Annotated in this window: 16 protein-coding genes; 13 read left to right on the forward strand and 3 right to left on the reverse strand. The window is 57.6% G+C overall.

The genetic code is table 11. The features are described from left to right. Positions 1–82: 82 nt before the first annotated feature. Positions 83–1,312, reverse strand: coding sequence for a peptidoglycan-binding domain-containing protein (locus ACR0FB_RS19900; RefSeq protein WP_171638246.1), 1,230 nt, complete (start codon positions 1,310–1,312; stop codon positions 83–85). Between the two features lie 382 nt (positions 1,313–1,694). On the opposite strand from ACR0FB_RS19900, the gene rplK reads away from it, so the two are divergent. The 9 genes from rplK (at position 1,695) to ACR0FB_RS19945 (ending at position 15,336) form a co-directional block, all read left to right on the forward strand. Next, positions 1,695–2,144 carry a 50S ribosomal protein L11 gene (gene rplK / locus ACR0FB_RS19905; RefSeq protein ID WP_037314971.1) on the forward strand — a complete coding sequence of 150 codons (450 nt, stop codon included), beginning with the start codon at positions 1,695–1,697 and terminating at the stop codon, positions 2,142–2,144. A gap of 1 nt (position 2,145) precedes the next feature. Further along, on the forward strand, positions 2,146–2,844 hold the full coding sequence (rplA, locus tag ACR0FB_RS19910; RefSeq protein WP_171638244.1) for a 50S ribosomal protein L1: 699 nt from the start codon (positions 2,146–2,148) through the stop codon (positions 2,842–2,844). Between the two features lie 128 nt (positions 2,845–2,972). Beyond that, complete coding sequence (locus tag ACR0FB_RS19915; RefSeq protein WP_480492560.1) at positions 2,973–3,731, forward strand: nuclear transport factor 2 family protein; 759 nt, start codon at positions 2,973–2,975, stop codon at positions 3,729–3,731. A gap of 321 nt (positions 3,732–4,052) precedes the next feature. Beyond that, entirely contained in the window at positions 4,053–4,571 is a 519-nt protein-coding gene (rplJ, locus tag ACR0FB_RS19920) for a 50S ribosomal protein L10 (protein WP_171638240.1), read from the forward strand. Between the two features lie 79 nt (positions 4,572–4,650). After that, positions 4,651–5,028, forward strand: coding sequence for a 50S ribosomal protein L7/L12 (rplL, locus tag ACR0FB_RS19925; RefSeq protein ID WP_152459178.1), 378 nt, complete (start codon positions 4,651–4,653; stop codon positions 5,026–5,028). Positions 5,029–5,278: 250 nt separating this feature from the next. Continuing rightward, entirely contained in the window at positions 5,279–9,415 is a 4,137-nt protein-coding gene (rpoB, locus tag ACR0FB_RS19930) for a DNA-directed RNA polymerase subunit beta (RefSeq protein WP_171725116.1), read from the forward strand. Between the two features lie 50 nt (positions 9,416–9,465). Continuing rightward, a complete protein-coding gene (gene rpoC, locus ACR0FB_RS19935; protein WP_171638236.1) occupies positions 9,466–13,707 on the forward strand; it encodes a DNA-directed RNA polymerase subunit beta' in 4,242 nt (1,413 codons plus the stop codon). A 186-nt stretch (positions 13,708–13,893) separates the two neighbouring features. Beyond that, positions 13,894–14,376 carry a hypothetical protein gene (locus tag ACR0FB_RS19940; RefSeq protein WP_480621678.1) on the forward strand — a complete coding sequence of 161 codons (483 nt, stop codon included), beginning with the start codon at positions 13,894–13,896 and terminating at the stop codon, positions 14,374–14,376. Positions 14,377–14,466: 90 nt separating this feature from the next. Beyond that, positions 14,467–15,336 carry a DMT family transporter gene (locus tag ACR0FB_RS19945; protein ID WP_171725118.1) on the forward strand — a complete coding sequence of 290 codons (870 nt, stop codon included), beginning with the start codon at positions 14,467–14,469 and terminating at the stop codon, positions 15,334–15,336. Here ACR0FB_RS19945 and ACR0FB_RS19950 read toward each other — a convergent pair. Next, positions 15,321–16,127, reverse strand: a complete 807-nt coding sequence (locus ACR0FB_RS19950; protein WP_171725122.1) for a glycosyltransferase — start codon at positions 16,125–16,127, stop codon at positions 15,321–15,323. The two genes, ACR0FB_RS19945 and ACR0FB_RS19950, sit on opposite strands and share 16 nt — an antisense overlap. A 4-nt stretch (positions 16,128–16,131) precedes the next feature. After that, positions 16,132–16,938, reverse strand: a complete 807-nt coding sequence (locus ACR0FB_RS19955; RefSeq protein ID WP_480486577.1) for a putative rhamnosyl transferase — start codon at positions 16,936–16,938, stop codon at positions 16,132–16,134. Positions 16,939–17,328: 390 nt separating this feature from the next. Between ACR0FB_RS19955 and rpsL the strand changes: the two genes are divergently transcribed. The 4 genes from rpsL to ACR0FB_RS19975 all read left to right on the forward strand — a co-directional run. Further along, positions 17,329–17,700: a 30S ribosomal protein S12 gene (gene rpsL, locus ACR0FB_RS19960; protein ID WP_005621086.1), complete on the forward strand. Its 372-nt coding sequence runs from the start codon at positions 17,329–17,331 to the stop codon at positions 17,698–17,700. A gap of 15 nt (positions 17,701–17,715) precedes the next feature. Next, complete coding sequence (gene rpsG / locus ACR0FB_RS19965; protein WP_010441203.1) at positions 17,716–18,186, forward strand: 30S ribosomal protein S7; 471 nt, start codon at positions 17,716–17,718, stop codon at positions 18,184–18,186. An 18-nt stretch (positions 18,187–18,204) separates the two neighbouring features. After that, complete coding sequence (gene fusA / locus ACR0FB_RS19970; protein WP_480621679.1) at positions 18,205–20,322, forward strand: elongation factor G; 2,118 nt, start codon at positions 18,205–18,207, stop codon at positions 20,320–20,322. Between the two features lie 60 nt (positions 20,323–20,382). Continuing rightward, a partial coding sequence (locus tag ACR0FB_RS19975) for a GTP-binding protein (RefSeq protein WP_215675807.1) occupies positions 20,383–20,473 on the forward strand: 91 nt, incomplete at its 3' end.

Here is a 20,473-nt window from a genome sequence, read left to right on the forward strand (position 1 = left end):
ACACTCCTCGAGAATTGAAACGCCGCGATGCCAAGGGCAACGCGGCGTTTTTTGTTTGGGTATTCGCTGAAAACGTGTCGACCTATTGCGCCTGCACCATGGCCGCGCGCAAAAGTTGCGGGCGGTCGGTCTGCGAGGGCAGGAACACAGCCTGCGATCCGGCGTCCAGGGCCGACAGGCTCGCGTCATACCACTGCATCGCAAGATCGCGACGTTTCTGTACACCGAAGCCTTCGCGCAGATGGTGGCCAATCAGTTCGCCATAGGCGGGCTCACCCATTGCGACCAACATCAGGGCAGACCCAAGCGCGGCATCCATGTTGTCCTGACGATAGCCAATCGCAAGGCAAACCTTACTTGTCGCGGCAAGGTCTTGGGGGCTGAGGCCCGAGTCCAGCGCCAGCTTGCGCATCTGGGTTTCAGCCTCGGTTTTCGAATTGATAGACAGAGCATCAACCTGAGGCGCCACCATTTCACCATACGAGTCGCATTGAGCACTCACCTGCTCCGGCGTCAGCCCCTGGATATCCTGAATCAGATCTTCACCGCGCGCCATCGCGTAGCTGCGGGCAAGACAGAACTGCTCGCTGAGCGCAAAGTCGGGATCGGACATGTTCGCCAGGGTCGTATAGCCGCCATTGGTAGATGTTTGCAGCATGACCCCGCTACAGCGATTGGCCAGCGACGGGCCTCCGGTGCCGCCGGAAAACAGGCTCGGCAGGCTGGCAGACGTTGTTTCGGTTGTCTCCGGCTCAGGTTCTTGCGGTGTCGCAACCGGAACAGGTTGTGCCGGGGCGGCTTGTGCCGGCGCCTGAGGGGCAGTAGCCAAAGCAGATCCCGTCTGCACCTGACGGCGATACGCCATCAGAAGCGGTTGGCCCGCAAGTTGAGTCGTTGCCTGTCCACCGCTTGTGGCCCAATAGTAGGCTTGCATCAGAAAATCATACTGATACGGCTGAAAATCATAGCCGTTTATAGGATAACCCATCGAGGCCTGATAGCGTTCGATTGCGGACCGGGTGCCACGACCGACCTGACCATCGACCCTTCCTGCATTGTACCCGAAGTAATTGAGCGCAGTCTGGGTTTGCGCGCCTTGCGTGGTCGACGGAATGCCTGACCGATAGGTGCGGTTCGATGTAGTTGTTCTCTGAGATTTTTTCTTTTGTTGGTCCTTGCCGATTGCGTAACCAACGATCCCGCCGACGACCGCACCACCAAGAAACTCTCCAGCGTCGGCCCGCGCCGTTTGAGGGATGGCAGCAGCAAGAGAAAAGGCGATGCCAAGAGTTAAAGCTAAACGAAGTATCATAATTAACCTCCACCAATAATCACAATTTTTAAGGAGTATAGCACGGTCATCTGCGTTGTGGCGAAGCAAGCGCCAATGTCGCGTTCAATTGGCTGAAAACTGGCGGTTTTACATGTCTTTGCAGATTGTTAGAGGAATTTGGAACCGCGCGGACATTCGCGTGTAATCACGCAGGCAGCAAGAATCCTCTCAGGGTTTGATTCGGTACAACCCGAATGGTGCGCCAACCACTTGTCATCTCTCCTGATCCCATGTAAACGCCGCCTCTATCGTCTTCGGGCGAGATTCTCTCGTGGGAGGTTGCCGGGGTCGCGATCCCGGACCGGACCACGCAACATAATCTGGGTGGGACGCGTTTCACCCAAGTTGAAAGGAAAACCAAATGGCCAAGAAGCTTGCTGGTACAATGAAACTGCAGGTTCCTGCAGGTCAGGCGAACCCGTCGCCGCCAGTTGGTCCGGCGCTGGGTCAGCGCGGCATCAACATCATGGAATTCTGCAAGGCGTTCAACGCCAAGACCGCAGACATGGAGCAGGGCGCACCTTGCCCAACCGTGATCACCTATTATCAGGACAAGTCCTTCACCATGGACATCAAGACGCCGCCCGCGTCTTACTACCTGAAAAAAGCAGCTGGTCTGAAGCCGGTCGGCAAGCGTAACCGCCCCCGTGGCGCGGAAAACCCCGGTCGTGAGACCGTGGCCACCGTGACCTCGAAGCAGGTTCGTGAAATCGCAGAAGCCAAAATGAAAGATCTGAACGCCAACGACGTCGAAGGCGCAATGCAGATCATCCTGGGCTCGGCCCGCTCTATGGGCATCGAGGTGAAGTAAGATGGCAAAACTCGGTAAACGTACCCGCGCTGCGCGCGAAGCTGTCGCCGGCAAGGAAAACCTGTCGGTTGAAGAAGCAGTTGCCCTGGTCAAAGCCAATGCAACCTCGAAATTCGACGAGACCATCGAAATCGCACTGAACCTGGGTGTTGACACCCGCCACGCGGACCAGATGGTTCGCGGCGTTGTCGGCCTGCCGAACGGCACCGGTAAAGCGATGCGCGTTGCTGTTTTCGCTCGTGGCCCCAAGGCCGATGAGGCGAAAGAAGCAGGTGCGGACATCGTTGGCGCAGAAGACCTGATGGAAACCATTCAGGGCGGCACCATCGAATTCGATCGCTGCATCGCAACCCCGGACATGATGCCGATCGTCGGTCGTCTGGGTAAAGTTCTGGGCCCCCGCAACCTGATGCCAAACCCCAAGGTTGGTACCGTGACCATGGACGTGAAAGCGGCCGTGGAAGCAGCCAAGGGCGGTGAAGTTCAGTTCAAGGCGGAAAAAGGCGGCGTTGTGCATGCCGGTGTTGGCAAAGCGTCGTTCGACGAAGCCAAACTGGCTGAAAACGTCCGCGCGTTTGTCTCGGCTGTTGCCAAGGCGAAACCGTCGGGCGCCAAAGGCACCTATATGAAGAAAATCGCGCTGAGCTCGACCATGGGCCCCGGTGTGACCGTTGATGTAGCAGAGGCCTCGGGCGAGTAAGCCAGACAAATCTGCTGTAAAGTATTGATCCCGGGTGGTGCAAACTGCCCGGGATTTTCATTTTGCCGGGTTCGGTGCGAAGATAAATCGCATGCATTTCAGTTCTGGCAATCGAACGGACCATGGCTATGGAAACTAAGCGCGAACTCCTCCAAAGATTTCTTAAGGGATTGGAAACCGGTGACGCCATGGCGGCAGCGGTTGTGAATGAAGAGAAGTACATCCAGCACAACCCTCAAACTCACGAAGGCAGCGAAGGTATTGCCGACCTGTTCGCAAGGCTGTCCAAAACCTCGCCCAAGGTTACATTCAAAAGGGTTTTCGAGGATGGCGACTTTGCCTTTGCGCATATCGAGTACGATTTCAGTAGCCTGCGCGCCGCGTTTGAGGTGTTTCGGTTCGAAGATGGCAAAGCCGTAGAGCATTGGGACAACATTCAGCCCTTACGCGGTCCAAACCTTTCTGGGCGTGTAATGCTGGATGGTCACACCGAAGTAACGGACCTGGAGAAGACGGAAGAAAACCGAGCCGCTAGCAGCATGTTTGTCACAGACGTTCTGATAAAGCGCAGGTTTGACAGATTGGCGGACTTTGTTGCAGAGGATCTAAAACAGCACAATCCGGACATGGCCGACGGAATCGTAGCGCTCAAGAACGTGTTGGAAGGAACAAGCGAAAGCGGGACAAAATTTGTCTACAAGCATTTGCATCGGGTTTTGGCAGAGGGAAATTTCGTCCTTTGCGTGTGCGAAGGGGAAAGAAATGGGGTGCATTCCAGCTTTTATGATTTGTATCGCTGGGACGCTGATCGGATCGTCGAACATTGGAACACCATCGAAGCGGTTCCGCCGCGCAAGGAATGGAAAAACGACAACGGGAAGTTCTGACACATGCCCTTGGAACTTGGGTGTTGTATGATCTGAATTGGGTGTAATTTACCCCTTGGAAACCTCCTCTATCTGCCCTAAGAAGACCTGCGGAACAAAGCGTGCGATTCGTCGTGCGCTTTGTTTCGTTTCGTCCAAGACGGTGGGTGGGTCCATTCGGCCCCTTAATTCCCTGCCTGAGACGGGTAAGACCAAAGAATTCTGGGGGTCCCACCCTCGGGCGCATTTTGGCCAATCCCGTAACAAGGACCTGAACGCCGGAGCGAAAGCTGCGGCAAATATGAGCCGGGGTGAGATTTCGCCCCTAACTTGGAGAGAACTGTGGATAGAGCCCAGAAAGAGAAAGTGGTCGAGGAACTCGGCCAAATCTTCGAAAGCTCTGGCGTCGTAGTGGTTGCCCACTACGCCGGTCTGACAGTTGCCGAGATGCAGGACCTGCGCGCGCGTGCACGCGAAGCGGGCGGTTCCGTGCGTGTTGCCAAAAACAGGCTCGCCAAAATCGCCCTTGAGGGTAAGCCGTGTGAAAGCATGGCCGACCTGCTGACAGGGATGACCGTTCTGACCTATTCCGAGGACCCTGTGGCAGCAGCCAAAGTGGCCGAGGACTTCGCCAAGGAGAACAAGAAGTTCGAAATCCTTGGCGGTGCAATGGGCGAGAACGCTCTGGACCGCAAAGGCGTCGAAGCTGTTTCGAAAATGCCGTCTCGCGAGGAGCTTATTGCTTCGATCGTGGGCTGCATTGGCGCACCTGCTTCGAACATCGCCGGCGCGATTGGCGCACCTGCAAGCAATATCGCAAGCATCCTTTCCACCATCGAAGAGAAGGCGGAAGCTGCGTAAGCGGTTGGCACTGAATGATCTGCGTGGGGCATTTGCCCTGACGTTGGAACACACACTGTAAACGGAAAGAGCTGATAAAATGGCTGATCTGAAAGCACTCGCAGAAAGCATCGTGGGTCTGACCCTGCTGGAAGCACAAGAACTGAAAACCATCCTCAAAGACGAATACGGCATCGAGCCCGCAGCTGGCGGCGCCGTAATGGTCGCAGGTGCAGCTGGCGACGCCGGCGGTGCAGCTGAGGAAGAAAAAACCGAATTCGACGTCGTTCTGAAGAACGCCGGCGCATCGAAAATCAACGTCATCAAAGAAGTTCGCGGCATCACCGGCCTGGGCCTGAAAGAAGCCAAAGAACTGGTCGAAGCCGGCGGCAAGATCAAAGAAGGCGTGGACAAAGCAGAAGCAGAAGACGTCAAAGCCAAGCTGGAAGCAGCTGGCGCCGAAGTCGAGCTGGCCTAAGCTTGGTCTCAGGTGCATCGCTGATGTGCCGAAAAATTTGGCTGGGTCCGGAGAAATCCGGGTCCAGCCGAACCTGTCTTAGAAAGGGCCTCAAGACGCGAGGCGTTTTCTAAGACACGGTTTTCGGATCGGGAGGCCGCCTTCGGGACGGTGGCCATGAATTGATCCGGACGTGTTGTCTCGATTGTGCAAGATGCCGGGGCCCGACGGTGTCTTTGCCCGCTGAGAACATCGAAAGGTGACATCTGACATGGCTCAAACGTTCCTTGGCCAGAAACGTCTTCGTAAATATTACGGCAAAATCCGCGAAGTGCTGGAAATGCCGAACCTCATTGAGGTCCAGAAATCTTCTTATGATCTTTTCCTGCGCTCCGGCGATGCAGAGCAGCCCACTGACGGCGAAGGCATCAAAGGCGTGTTCCAGTCGGTTTTCCCGATCAAGGATTTCAACGAAACCTCCGTTCTGGAATTCGTGAAATACGATCTGGAAAAACCCAAATACGACGTCGAAGAGTGCATGCAGCGCGACATGACCTACAGCGCACCGCTGAAGGTTACCTTGCGTCTGATCGTGTTCGATGTCGATGAGGACACCGGCGCAAAATCGGTAAAGGACATCAAGGAGCAGGATGTCTTCATGGGCGATATGCCTTTGATGACGCCGAACGGCACTTTTGTCGTGAACGGGACCGAGCGTGTGATCGTATCGCAGATGCACCGTTCGCCCGGCGTGTTCTTTGACCACGACAAAGGCAAGACTCATTCCTCGGGCAAGCTGCTGTTTGCCTGCCGCATCATCCCGTATCGCGGCAGCTGGCTGGACTTCGAGTTTGACGCCAAGGACATCGTGTTCGCCCGGATCGACCGTCGCCGCAAACTGCCTGTGACAACCCTGCTTTATGCATTGGGTCTGGATCAGGAAGCGATCATGGACGCGTATTACAACACCGTGTCCTACAAGCTGGACAAGAATAAGGGTTGGGTGACACCGTTCTTCCCCGAGCGCGTGCGCGGCACCCGCCCGACCTATGATCTGGTTGACGCCAAGTCCGGTGAAGTGATTGCCGAAGCGGGCAAGAAAGTTACCCCACGCGCGGTCAAGAAGCTGATCGACGAAGGCACCGTCACTGATCTGCTGGTTCCGTTTGATCACATCGTCGGCAAGTTTGTCGCCAAGGACATCATCAACGAAGAAACCGGCGCGATCTATGTCGAAGCCGGTGATGAGCTGACCCTGGAATACGACAAGGATGGCGACCTGATCGGCGGTACCGTCAAGGAACTGATTGACGCGGGTATCACCGACATCCCGGTACTGGACATCGACAACGTCAATGTCGGCCCCTACATGCGCAACACCATGGCTCAGGACAAGAACCTGAACCGTGAAAGCGCGCTGATGGACATCTACCGCGTTATGCGTCCGGGTGAGCCGCCCACCGTCGAGGCTGCGTCGGCTCTGTTCGACACGTTGTTCTTCGACAGCGAGCGGTATGATCTGTCCGCTGTTGGCCGCGTGAAGATGAATATGCGTCTGGCACTGGATGCGCCTGACACCCTGCGTACCCTGCGCCGCGAAGACATCGTGGCCTGCATCAAGGCGCTGGTGGAGCTGCGCGACGGCAAAGGCGATGTGGACGATATCGACCACCTCGGCAACCGTCGTGTGCGTTCGGTCGGCGAACTGATGGAAAACCAGTACCGCGTCGGCCTGCTGCGCATGGAGCGCGCAATCAAAGAGCGTATGTCGTCAGTCGAGATCGACACCGTCATGCCACAGGACCTGATCAACGCGAAACCGGCGGCGGCCGCGGTTCGTGAATTCTTCGGCAGCTCGCAGCTGTCGCAGTTCATGGACCAGACCAACCCGCTGTCCGAGGTTACCCACAAACGCCGTCTTTCGGCGCTTGGCCCCGGTGGTCTGACTCGTGAACGTGCGGGCTTTGAGGTGCGCGACGTTCACCCAACCCACTATGGCCGGATGTGCCCGATCGAAACGCCCGAAGGTCCGAACATCGGTCTGATCAACTCGCTGGCCACCTTCGCCCGCGTGAACAAGTACGGCTTCATCGAAACCCCTTATCGCGTCGTACAAGACGGGCAGGTGACCGACGAGGTCCACTACATGTCCGCGACCGAGGAAATGCGTCATACCGTGGCACAGGCCAACGCGACGTTGGATGCGGATGGCAAGTTCATCAACGATCTGGTTTCGACCCGTCAGGCGGGTGACTACACGCTTGCCCCGCGCGAGAATGTGGACCTGATCGACGTGTCGCCGAAACAGCTGGTCTCGGTTGCTGCATCGCTGATCCCGTTCCTTGAAAACGACGACGCCAACCGCGCTCTGATGGGTTCGAACATGCAACGTCAGGCGGTTCCGCTGCTGCGGGCCGAGGCACCGCTGGTCGGTACCGGCATCGAGGAAAAGGTTGCGATCGACTCGGGTGCTGCGATCCAGGCGAAACGCGCCGGTATCATCGACCAGGTCGATGCCCAGCGTATCGTTATCCGCGCCACTGAAGATCTGGAACTGGGCGACGCTGGCGTTGACATCTATCGTCTGCGCAAGTTCCAGCGTTCGAACCAGAACACCTGCATCAACCAGCGTCCGCTGATCAAGGTGGGTGACACCGTCCAGAAGGGCGAAGTCATTGCCGATGGTCCGTCGACCGATATGGGTGAACTGGCCCTGGGTAAGAACGTGGTCGTCGCGTTCATGCCGTGGAACGGTTACAACTACGAAGACTCGATCCTGATCTCGGAGCGTATCGCGCGTGACGACGTCTTTACCTCGGTTCATATCGAGGAATTTGAAGTCGCCGCCCGTGACACCAAGCTGGGTCCGGAAGAAATCACTCGCGACATCCCGAATGTCGGTGAAGAAGCGTTGCGCAACCTCGACGAGGCGGGCATCGTTTACATCGGTGCGGATGTTGAGCCGGGCGATATTCTGGTCGGCAAGATCACTCCGAAGGGCGAAAGCCCAATGACCCCGGAAGAAAAGCTGCTGCGCGCCATCTTTGGTGAAAAAGCATCTGACGTGCGCGACACCTCGCTGCGCGTGAAGCCGGGCGACTACGGTACGGTCGTTGAGGTTCGCGTCTTCAACCGTCACGGTGTCGAGAAAGACGAGCGTGCGCTGCAGATCGAGCGTGAGGAAGTCGAACGTCTGGCCCGTGACCGGGACGACGAGCTGGCGATCCTTGACCGCAACATCTATGCGCGTCTGCAAGGTCTGATCCTGGGTAAAACCGCTGTCAAAGGCCCGAAAGGCGTCAAGGCAGGGTCGGTGATCACCGAGGAGCTGCTGGAAACCCTGACCCGTGGTCAGTGGTGGCAGCTGGCGCTGGAAGACGAGCAGGATGCACAGATCGTCGAAGCTCTGAACGAGCAGTACGAAGTGCAAAAGCGCGCTCTGGACGCCCGTTTCGAGGACAAGGTCGAGAAAGTCCGTCGTGGCGACGATCTGCCGCCGGGTGTGATGAAGATGGTCAAAGTCTTCATTGCCGTGAAGCGCAAGTTGCAGCCGGGCGACAAGATGGCTGGTCGTCACGGGAACAAGGGTGTGATTTCCAAGGTCGTTCCGATGGAAGACATGCCGTTCCTGGCCGATGGTACGCCGGTTGATTTCTGTCTGAACCCGCTGGGTGTGCCGTCGCGTATGAACGTTGGTCAGATCCTTGAAACCCACATGGGTTGGGCCGCACGCGGTCTGGGTCTGAACATCGATGAGGCGCTACAGGAATACCGCCGTTCGGGCGATCTGACGCCGGTACGTGACGCGATGAAACACGCCTATGGCGAGGATGTCTATGAAGAGGGCATCAGCGGCATGGACGAGGACCAGCTGATCGAAGCGGCCAGCAACGTCACTCGCGGTGTTCCGATCGCAACCCCGGTCTTTGACGGCGCCAAAGAGGCTGACGTCAACGACGCTCTGGTGCGCGCGGGCTTCTCGGAAAGCGGTCAGTCGATCCTGTTCGACGGTCGTACCGGTGAGCAATTCGCGCGTCCGGTCACGGTGGGCATCAAGTACCTGCTGAAACTGCACCACCTTGTGGACGACAAGATCCACGCGCGTTCGACCGGGCCGTACAGCCTGGTGACCCAGCAGCCGCTGGGTGGTAAGGCGCAGTTCGGTGGTCAGCGCTTTGGTGAGATGGAGGTCTGGGCTCTGGAAGCTTACGGCGCCGCCTACACCCTGCAGGAGATGCTGACGGTGAAATCGGATGACGTCGCCGGCCGGACCAAGGTCTATGAGTCGATCGTCAAGGGCGAGGATAACTTTGAAGCGGGCGTGCCGGAATCGTTCAACGTTCTGGTGAAAGAAGTCCGTGGCCTCGGCCTGAATATGGAACTCCTGGATGCGGAGGTTGAGGAGTAAGGGCCTTGCCCTTTCTCCCGTCCCCCCTTCCGCAAGATTTGAGGTAACAAATGAACCAGGAAATCACCAACAACCCGTTCAACCCGCTGACGCCGCCGAAAGTATTCGACGAGATCAAGGTCTCACTGGCGTCGCCCGAGCGGATTCTGTCTTGGTCCTATGGCGAGATCAAGAAACCCGAAACCATCAACTACCGGACGTTCAAGCCTGAACGTGACGGCCTGTTCTGCGCGCGCATCTTTGGCCCGATCAAAGATTATGAATGTCTGTGCGGCAAATATAAGCGGATGAAGTATCGCGGCGTTGTCTGCGAGAAATGCGGTGTGGAAGTCACCCTGCAAAAAGTCCGCCGCGAGCGTATGGGTCATATCGAACTGGCCGCGCCCGTTGCGCATATCTGGTTCCTGAAATCGCTGCCGTCCCGCATTGGTCTGATGCTGGACATGACGCTGCGCGATCTGGAACGCGTTCTGTACTTTGAAAACTACGTCGTCATCGAGCCCGGTCTGACCGACCTGACCTACGGCCAGATGCTGACCGAAGAAGAGTACATGGACGCGCAGGATGCCTATGGCATGGACGCGTTCACCGCGAATATCGGTGCCGAAGCCATCCGTGAGATGCTGGCCCAGATCGATCTGGAAGCCGAAGCAGAGCAGCTGCGCGCTGATCTGGCCGAAGCAACCGGCGAGCTGAAGCCCAAGAAGATCATCAAGCGTCTGAAGGTTGTTGAATCCTTCCTCGAGTCGGGCAACCGTCCCGAATGGATGGTGATGACCGTGATCCCGGTCATTCCGCCGGAACTGCGTCCGCTGGTTCCGCTGGATGGTGGCCGTTTCGCGACCTCGGATCTGAACGATCTGTATCGCCGCGTGATCAACCGGAACAACCGTCTGAAGCGTCTGATCGAACTGCGCGCGCCTGACATCATCGTCCGCAACGAAAAGCGGATGCTGCAGGAATCCGTTGACGCTCTGTTCGACAACGGCCGTCGTGGCCGCGTGATCACCGGCGCCAACAAGCGCCCGCTGAAATCGCTGTCGGACATGCTGAAAGGCAAGCAGGGTCGCTTCCGTCAGAACCTTCTGGGTAAGCGCGTCGACTTCTCGGGCCGTTCGGTCATCGTGACCGGTCCGGAACTCAAGCTGCACCAGTGTGGTCTGCCCAAGAAGATGGCGCTGGAACTGTTCAAGCCGTTCATCTACTCGCGCCTTGAAGCCAAGGGTCTGTCTTCGACTGTGAAACAGGCGAAGAAACTGGTCGAGAAAGAGCGTCCCGAAGTGTGGGATATCCTCGACGAGGTGATCCGCGAACACCCTGTCATGCTGAACCGTGCGCCGACGCTGCACCGTCTGGGCATTCAGGCGTTCGAGCCGGTCCTGATCGAAGGTAAAGCCATCCAGCTGCACCCGCTGGTCTGTTCGGCCTTCAACGCCGACTTCGACGGCGACCAGATGGCCGTTCACGTCCCGCTGAGCCTTGAGGCGCAGCTGGAAGCCCGTGTTCTGATGATGTCGACGAACAACGTTCTGTCGCCTGCAAACGGCGCGCCGATCATCGTTCCGTCGCAGGATATGATCCTGGGTCTGTACTATGTGACCCTGGAACGCGAAGGCATGCCGGGTGAAGGCAAGGTCTTTGGTTCGATCGACGAAGTTCAGCACGCGCTGGACGCGGGTGAGGTGCATCTGCACTCGAAAATCACTGCCCGGATCACGCAGATCGACGAGGAAGGCAACGAAGTTCAGAAGCGCTATGAAACCACTCCGGGCCGTCTGCGTCTGGGTGCGTTGCTGCCGATGAACAACAAGGCGCCGTTCGAGCTGGTCAACCGCTTGCTGCGGAAGAAAGAAGTGCAGCAGGTGATCGACACTGTCTACCGTTACTGCGGTCAGAAAGAGTCGGTTATCTTCTGTGACCAAATCATGTCGATGGGCTTCAAAGAAGCGTTCAAGGCGGGCATCTCGTTCGGCAAGGATGACATGGTCATCCCAGGCGACAAGTGGAGCATCGTCGATGACACCCGCAGTCAGGTGAAAGACTTTGAACAGCAGTACATGGACGGCCTGATCACTCAGGGCGAAAAGTACAACAAGGTTGTTGATGCCTGGTCGAAGTGTAACGACCGCGTGACCGAGGCAATGATGAGCACGATCTCGGACGTTGCCAAGGCCGAAGACGGGTCGGACATGGAGCCGAACTCGGTCTACATGATGGCCCACTCGGGTGCGCGTGGCTCGGTTACTCAGATGAAACAGCTGGGCGGTATGCGTGGCCTGATGGCCAAACCGAACGGTGACATCATCGAGACGCCGATCATCTCGAACTTTAAAGAAGGTCTGACCGTTCTCGAGTACTTCAACTCGACCCACGGTGCCCGTAAGGGTCTTTCGGATACCGCTCTGAAGACGGCGAACTCGGGTTACCTGACCCGTCGTCTGGTGGATGTGGCGCAGGACTGTATCGTTCGTGAGATCGACTGCGGCACCGAGCGTGCGATCACCGCCGAAGCAGCCGTGAACGACGGTGAGGTTGTCGCCTCGCTGGCCGAACGTGTGCTAGGCCGTGTGGCGGCTGACGATGTTCTGCGTCCGGGCACCGATGAGGTGATCGTCGCAGCCGGTCAGCTGATCGACGAACGTATGGCCGACACCATCGACGAAGCCGGCGTTCAGTCGATGCGCATCCGCTCGCCTCTGACATGTGAGTCCGAGGAAGGCGTCTGTGCGACCTGCTACGGTCGTGACCTTGCACGCGGTACAATGGTGAACACAGGTGAAGCTGTCGGCATCATCGCGGCGCAGTCGATCGGTGAACCCGGTACACAGCTGACCATGCGGACCTTCCACATCGGTGGTGTTGCGCAGGGTGGTCAGCAGTCGTTCCAGGAAGCCAGCCAGGAAGGTATCGTTTCCTTCGAGAACCCGCAGATTCTGGTCAACGCAGCCGGCGAAAGCCTGGTCATGGGCCGGAACATGAAGCTGGTGATCAAGGACGAACACGGCGAAGAGCGTGCCAGCCACAAGCTGGGCTACGGCTCCAAGCTGTTCGTCAAGGACGGCACTAAGGTGGCCCGTGGCGACAAGCTGTTCGAGTGGGATCCCTACACCCTGCCGATCATCGCCGAGAAAGCCGGTACTGCAAAATATGTCGATCTGGTTTCGGGCCTCGCTGTCCGCGACGAGACCGACGAAGCAACTGGCATGACCCAGAAGATCGTGATCGACTGGCGCGCCGCCCCCAAGGGCAGCGACCTCAAGCCCGAGATCATTCTGGTTGGCGAAGATGGCGAGCCGGTCCGCAACGATGCGGGCAACCCGGTTCACTATCCGATGTCGGTGGATGCGATCCTGTCGGTCGAAGACGGCCAGAAGGTCGAAGCCGGTGACGTCGTCGCGCGTATCCCGCGCGAAGGTGCCAAGACCAAGGACATCACAGGTGGTCTGCCGCGTGTGGCCGAACTGTTCGAAGCCCGCCGTCCGAAAGATCACGCGATCATCGCCGAGGCCGATGGTTACGTGCGCTTTGGCCGCGACTACAAGAACAAACGCCGCATCAGCATCGAGCCGGCTGACGAGTCCATGGAGACCATCGAGTACATGGTGCCCAAGGGCAAGCACATCCCGGTCGCCGAAGGGGACTTCATCCAGAAGGGTGAATACCTGATGGACGGTAACCCGGCTCCGCATGACATCCTGTCCATCATGGGTGTCGAAGCGCTGGCGGATTACATGATCGACGAGGTGCAGGACGTGTATCGTCTGCAGGGCGTGAAGATCAACGACAAGCACATCGAGGTCATCGTGCGCCAGATGCTGCAGAAGTGGGAGATCCTGGATTCGGGTGACACCACCCTGTTGAAGGGCGAACATGTCGACAAGCAGGAGTTCGACGCGGCCAACGAAAAGACCATCGCCCGCGGTGGTCGCCCTGCTCAGGGTGAGCCGATCCTGTTGGGGATCACCAAGGCCTCGTTGCAGACGCGCTCGTTCATCTCGGCGGCGTCGTTCCAGGAGACCACCCGCGTGCTGACCGAAGCTTCGGTTCAGGGCAAGAAGGACAAGCTGGTCGGCCTGAAAGAGAACGTCATCGTCGGTCGTCTGATCCCCGCCGGTACCGGAGGGGCAACGCAGGCTGTCCGCCACATCGCGCAGTCGCGTGACAATGTGGTGATCGAAGCCCGCCGGGAAGAGGCCGAGGCCGCCGCCGCCCTGGCCGCACCGATCATGGATGATGATATGGTCGGGGATGAGCTGGACGTTCTGGTCGAAACACCGGAAAGCCGCGAATAAACCGCGTCATTCAAAACCAAAAAAAGGCCCTGCGATTTCGTGGGGCCTTTTTTGTTGCCGCTCCAGGTGCGCAATTGTGAACCGTCGTGACAGAGCACAGCCTTTGACGCGATTGCATCAGGCTTGTGGTTCTTCAATCAGTGGTTTAGCGATATTCTGTGTTTTCGGATTATATTGAGCTGAACAATGGACACCAAAGGCAACTCTTTCGAGGACCGTGTGGCACGGATCAAGAAGTGTTCAGAAGAAAGCACACGCAAGTCGCCTCTGCCTCGAACCGAGAGTATCTGGCAACGTCTGGGTTATCCCGCTGCGTTTCTGGGGGCTTTTATACTGGGTGTTATTGCGGTCTTCCTGTCCCGCCTGATTCAATATCAGTCGGTTGGCATTCCGGTGCCCGGCAAGGTGGGAACGCAGGATTTCGTCAGCCTCGGCCTCGCAGGCGGGGCCTGCATCATGGTTATGCTGTTTCTGAAAGGTAAACTGCGAGAGTTCGCCGGGGCGCTCACGGTTGGTGCGTTGGTGACGACCTTTTCCTTTCATAATTTCGTGTGGAAATATCCTGTGTTTTTCGAACTTGTATACGGGGAAGACTGGGTTGAGTTTGTAAAAGACACGACAGAGCCTTCCAGCCTGAACCTGTTCGGGACCATCCTCCCATTCGGTTGATGATCTCTGTACCCCGTGGTGCGTTATTGACATCCAGCCCGACTCGGCGGCCAATGCGGGGCGATCAATTGCCCCGGAGCCCGAAGCAGCATGACTCCAAACACCAAAGGCGCTTTGCTGATGATGGGCAGCATGGCTGCCTTTACCTTGAACGATACGCTGGTGAAGGTTGCCTTGCAGGATCTGCCATTGTTTCAGTTGGTGGCCATGCGCGGGTTCCTGGCTGTATTTCTGATCTATGTACTTGCCCGGTCACTGGGCACGTTGCATCTGAATTTTTCGCGCCATGACAAGTGGCTGGTTGCACTGCGCTGCCTTGCAGAGCTGGCGGCGACATTCTTTTTCCTGACGGCGCTGAAGAACATGCCGCTTGCCAATGTTACGGCCATTCTTCAGGCATTGCCGCTTACGGTAACATTGGGTGCTGCTTTGGTTTTTTCCGAACAGGTTGGTTGGCGACGTGCTTTGGCAATCGCCGTGGGGTTCGTCGGAATGCTGCTGATCGTAAGACCCGGGCCAGAGGGGTTCAGCGTGTATTCCATCTATGCGCTGGTTGCAGTGGTTTCGATTACAGTTCGGGACCTCATCACGCGACGCATGTCAGCCGACGTGCCGTCAATGCTGGTTACCCTTGCCACCTCGGTTTCCATAGCGGGGGCCGCGGCAATAGCCTCGGTTTTCGAAGGATGGGTTGTGGTTTCGGCAACGGCGGGTTCCCTGGTCGCGGCGGCGGCCGTGTTTGTGCTGCTTGGCTATTTGTTCAGCGTCATGGTCATGCGTCAGGGAGATGTCGGATTCGTTGCACCATTCAGATATTCCAGTCTGATCTGGGCGCTCGGGTTGGGTTGGGTCGTGTTTGACGAATGGCCTGACAGCCTGACGATGCTAGGTGCTGTCCTGATCGTGGGTGCCGGTCTGTTCACCTTGTTCCGGGCACGTGCGCGTCAGGGCTTGGCGTGACTCCGTCTGACCATGTCCGGATCAATGGCGAAACGGGTTTGAAACTCGAGCTCCTGCTGCCGGGTAAGAGGGTTGAGCGCGACATCCATGTTTCTGGTTCGCGGTGAGTCATTGAACCGGTTCAATCCTCTTACCCACATCGGACTGTCGGGTCGGGTCACAACGGGCATCGCGCGGTTGATCCTGTTATGGGCAAAATTCATGATCGACTTCCGCTGCCCGCCCCGCACGTACATTCCCAGACCGGCAGTGATCAACGGGCGATGCACGCGCGTGGCCTGTATCCCCTCGGAATTGGCGCGGGCCAGATAACCGCAGTTGAAGTCAACGGCGACCATCGCGTGCCTTTCGAACAAGCCGACACATTCCCTGACACAGCCCCGGAACCGCTCGACAAAATCCACGGCCACTGCATCATCATCGTCGTGGCGAAACTGAAGGCAGGGTTGGTCGGGATCGGTCCGTGCCGAATTCAGGACATCCTGCATGACTTTTCTGTGACGCCCCGGAGGTTTCGCGACTATGCGCGCCTGTTTCAGCCCACCGGTCAGATCGTTGAGGCGGTCAAATGCCAGCTTGGGCAGGCAGTGGCCGACCACGATCACCAACTGGAAATCTTCGTCGGACTGTTTTTTGAAACCGGGCAGGGCGACCGTCTCGAACAGGCGAAACCGTTCTTCCAACCTGTCGTGCTGGTACAGGAATTGCCGTCTATCTTCGACACACTCGTGCGTTGTCTGAAAGCCGCCAATTGCGGGATAGGAAAACCGGCAAAGACCGATGACCTGCATTTTCTCAGCGCGCCGCATATCTGGCCTCGAACGCGTCAGGGTCGATCGAGAACCGTACCCGCAAGTCTTCAGCCTGTTCAGGCGTGAAAGGCGACAACTCGCTGGTATCTTTGCGCGCGTGGTCCGAGTCGTTGAAATCGTGCAGCATCCTAACCCACATGGGCGTGTCCGGATAGCTGACCACGGGCATGAACCGGGCGAGCCTGTTGTGCAACCGGTCAAATATCGTCCGCGTGCTTCCGGCTTGAACATGCATGCCCAGGCCAACGCCCAGCAGCGATCGATAGACCCGAGCTGCCCGAATTCCGTGGGCTTCGCGCCGGGCGATGTACCCTTGATTGAAATCTATACCGACGGACTCGCTCTGCAGCATCAGCCCTGTGTTTTCGACAACAGCAGCGCGGAGGCGTTCTATGAAATCAACGGAAACGGCGTCATCGTCATCATGCCGAAACTGTAGGCACGGCTGATGCGGGTCCGCGCGGGCGGTGTTCAGCACCTCTCGTACAATCTGCTTATGATCCCCTGGTTTTTTTGCAATGATACGGATCTGTTTGATCCCGGCGGTCAGGTCGCGCAGCCGGTCCGCATGGATCTGAGGCAGGCACGTCCCGGTCAAAACAAACAACTCGAACGTCTCATCGGTCTGGGTGCGAAAACCGGGCAGGGTGATCGCCTCGAAAAGACGAAAGCGTTCTTCCAGCCTGTCGGGGGCATACAGAAATTGCCGTTGCTCTTCGATCGTATCCCGGTTCAGCCGAAAACCGCCGGTTGCGGGATAGGAAAACCGGCAAAGGCCAATCACTTGCATCTGTAATCCATCAGCAGATATTCGACCCGACTATGCCCTTGCGGCGGTTCAGCCGCAACCGGGACAGCGGCGCGCAGGAATGGCAATCCTACAGGCTGCATTCAACGCGCGCGCCGGGGCGCCGGTATCGTGCTGTTGACACTTGGGCCGACTCCCCCTATACGCGCGTCATCTCGGTACCGGGGGCCGCCCCGTAGCCGATTCCAGTAATGAACTGGTCAAGGCCCGGACAATTTTGCAGTTCGCGCCCTCTGAGAACCAACCGCGACGTTCACCTCGGAATGGGAACGCTCGTGGGTTTTGCGCTTGTGGACGCATAAGTGCAGCGAATTTAGCCGCACGCAACGCGCGTGCATGTCATGTGTGTTGCAAAACGGGGAAAGAACCGGAATGCCAACTATTCAACAGCTGATCCGCAAGCCGCGGCAGCCCAAAGTCAAACGCTCGAAGTCCATGCACCTGGAGCAGTGCCCGCAAAAGCGCGGTGTCTGCACACGTGTCTATACCACAACGCCTAAAAAGCCGAACTCGGCGATGCGTAAGGTTGCCAAGGTGCGCCTGACCAACGGGTTCGAAGTCATCTCGTACATCCCTGGTGAAAGCCACAACCTGCAGGAACACTCGGTTGTTCTGATCCGTGGCGGCCGTGTGAAAGACCTTCCCGGTGTGCGTTACCACATCCTGCGCGGTGTTCTGGATACTCAGGGCGTCAAAGATCGTAAGCAACGTCGTTCGAAATACGGCGCGAAGCGTCCCAAGTAAGAAGGAGAGGCTGATATGTCACGTCGTCACGCCGCCGAAAAACGCGAAGTCCTGCCTGACGCCAAATTTGGCGACAAGGTACTGACCAAATTCATGAACAACCTGATGATCGACGGCAAGAAGTCGGTCGCAGAGCGCATCGTCTACAACGCATTTGACCGCGTTGAGAACAAGGTAAAGCGCGCTCCTGTCGAAGTGTTCCACGAAGCGCTCGACAACATCAAACCTTCGGTCGAGGTTCGCTCGCGCCGGGTTGGTGGTGCAACCTACCAGGTTCCGGTCGAAGTGCGCCCCGAGCGCCGCGAAGCACTGGCCATCCGCTGGCTGATCACCGCTGCGCGCGGCCGCAACGAAAACACCATGGAAGAACGCCTCGCCGGCGAACTGCTGGACGCCGTACAGTCCCGCGGTACTGCCGTTAAGAAGCGCGAAGACACCCACAAGATGGCCGAGGCGAACAAAGCCTTCAGCCATTACCGCTGGTAATTCTAGAGGCTTATCCAAATGGCACGCGAATATCCGCTCGAACTATACCGTAACTTCGGTATCATGGCGCACATCGACGCAGGTAAGACCACCTGCTCGGAGCGTATCCTGTATTACACTGGTAAATCCCACAACATCGGTGAGGTGCACGACGGTGCAGCCACCATGGACTGGATGGAGCAGGAGCAGGAACGCGGCATCACCATCACTTCGGCTGCGACCACCACGTTCTGGGAACGCACCGAGGACGGTAAAACCGCCGATACCCCCAAGCACCGCCTGAACATCATCGACACCCCCGGCCACGTTGACTTCACCATCGAAGTCGAACGCTCGCTGGCGGTTCTCGACGGTGCCGTCTGCGTTCTTGACGCAAACGCCGGTGTTGAGCCCCAGACCGAAACCGTGTGGCGTCAGGCTGACCGCTACAAGGTTCCGCGTATGGTTTTCGTCAACAAGATGGACAAGATCGGCGCAGACTTCTTCAACTGCGTTCGCATGATCGAAGACCGCACCGGCGCACGTGCTGTTCCGGTTGGTATCCCGATTGGCGCCGAATCTGAGCTGGAAGGTCTGATCGACCTGGTCACCATGGAAGAATGGCTGTGGCAGGGTGAAGACCTGGGCGCAAGCTGGATCAAAGCTCCGATCCGCGACAGCCTGAAAGACATGGCTGAAGAATGGCGCGGCAAGATGATCGAAGCGGCCGTCGAAATGGACGACGACGCGATGATGGAATACCTGGAAGGCAATGAGCCCGACGTTCTGACCCTGCGTAAACTGCTGCGCAAGGGCACACTGGAAATCGCGTTCGTTCCGGTACTGGGTGGTTCTGCGTTCAAGAACAAAGGCGTTCAGCCGCTGCTCAACGCTGTGATCGACTATCTGCCCAGCCCGCTGGACGTTGTCGATTACATGGGCTTCAAACCCGGTGACGAGGAAGAAGTTCGTGACATCGCCCGTCGTGCTGACGACAACATGGCGTTCTCGGGCCTGGCGTTCAAAATCATGAACGATCCCTTCGTCGGTTCGCTGACTTTCACCCGGATTTATTCGGGCGTGCTGAACAAGGGTGACTCGATCCTGAACTCGACCAAAGGCAAGAAAGAGCGCATCGGTCGTATGATGATGATGCACTCGAACAACCGGGAAGAGATCGAAGAAGCGTTTGCAGGCGACATCATCGCGCTGGCGGGTCTGAAAGACACCACCACCGGTGACACCCTGTGTGACGCGAAGGATCCGGTAGTTCTGGAAACCATGACCTTCCCCGATCCGGTGATCGAGATCGCGGTCGAGCCCAAAACCAAGGGCGACCAGGAGAAAATGTCTCAGGGTCTGGCCCGTCTGGCCGCCGAAGACCCGTCCTTCCGTGTGGAAACCGATCTGGAATCGGGTCAGACCATCATGAAGGGCATGGGCGAACTTCACCTGGACATCCTGGTGGACCGTCTCAAGCGCGAGTTCAAGGTTGAAGCGAACATCGGTGCACCGCAGGTGGCCTATCGTGAAACCATCTCGATGCCGGTCGAGCACACCTACACCCACAAGAAACAGTCGGGTGGTTCGGGTCAGTTCGCGGAAGTCAAGCTGGAGATCCAGCCCACCGAGGCGGGCGAAGGTTATTCGTTCGAAAGCCGCATCGTTGGTGGTGCCGTTCCGAAGGAATACATCCCCGGTGTTGAAAAAGGCATCAATTCGGTCATGGACAGCGGCCCTCTGGCTGGCTTCCCCGTGATCGACTTCAAGGTTGCCCTGCTGGACGGTAAGTTCCACGACGTTGACTCGAGCGTTCTGGCGTTCGAAATCGCGGCCCGTATGTGTATGCGTGAAGGCATGCGCAAAGCTGGCGCGAAGCTGCTGGAACCGATCATGAAGGTCGAAGTGATCACTCCGGAAGAATACACCGGCGGTATCATCGGCGACCTGACCTCGCGTCGTGGCCAGGTGTCTGGTCAGGAACCGCGCGGCAACGCAATCGCGATCGACGCGTTCGTTCCGCTGGCAAACATGTTCGGCTACATCAACACTCTGCGTTCGATGTCGTCGGGCCGTGCCCAGTTCACCATGCAGTTCGACCACTACGATCCGGTTCCGCAGAACATCTCGGACGAGATCCAGGCGAAATACGCATAAGCGAAGATTTGAGGGAGCGTGGGTATCACGCTCCCTTCATTACCGAAAAAGGAGGCCATCATGGCAAAGGAAAAGTTTGAGCGTACAAAACCGCACGTCAACATCGGCACGATTGGCCACGTTGACCACGGCAAGACCACGCTGACCGCAG

Source organism: Ruegeria sp. P10, assembly GCF_056534925.1.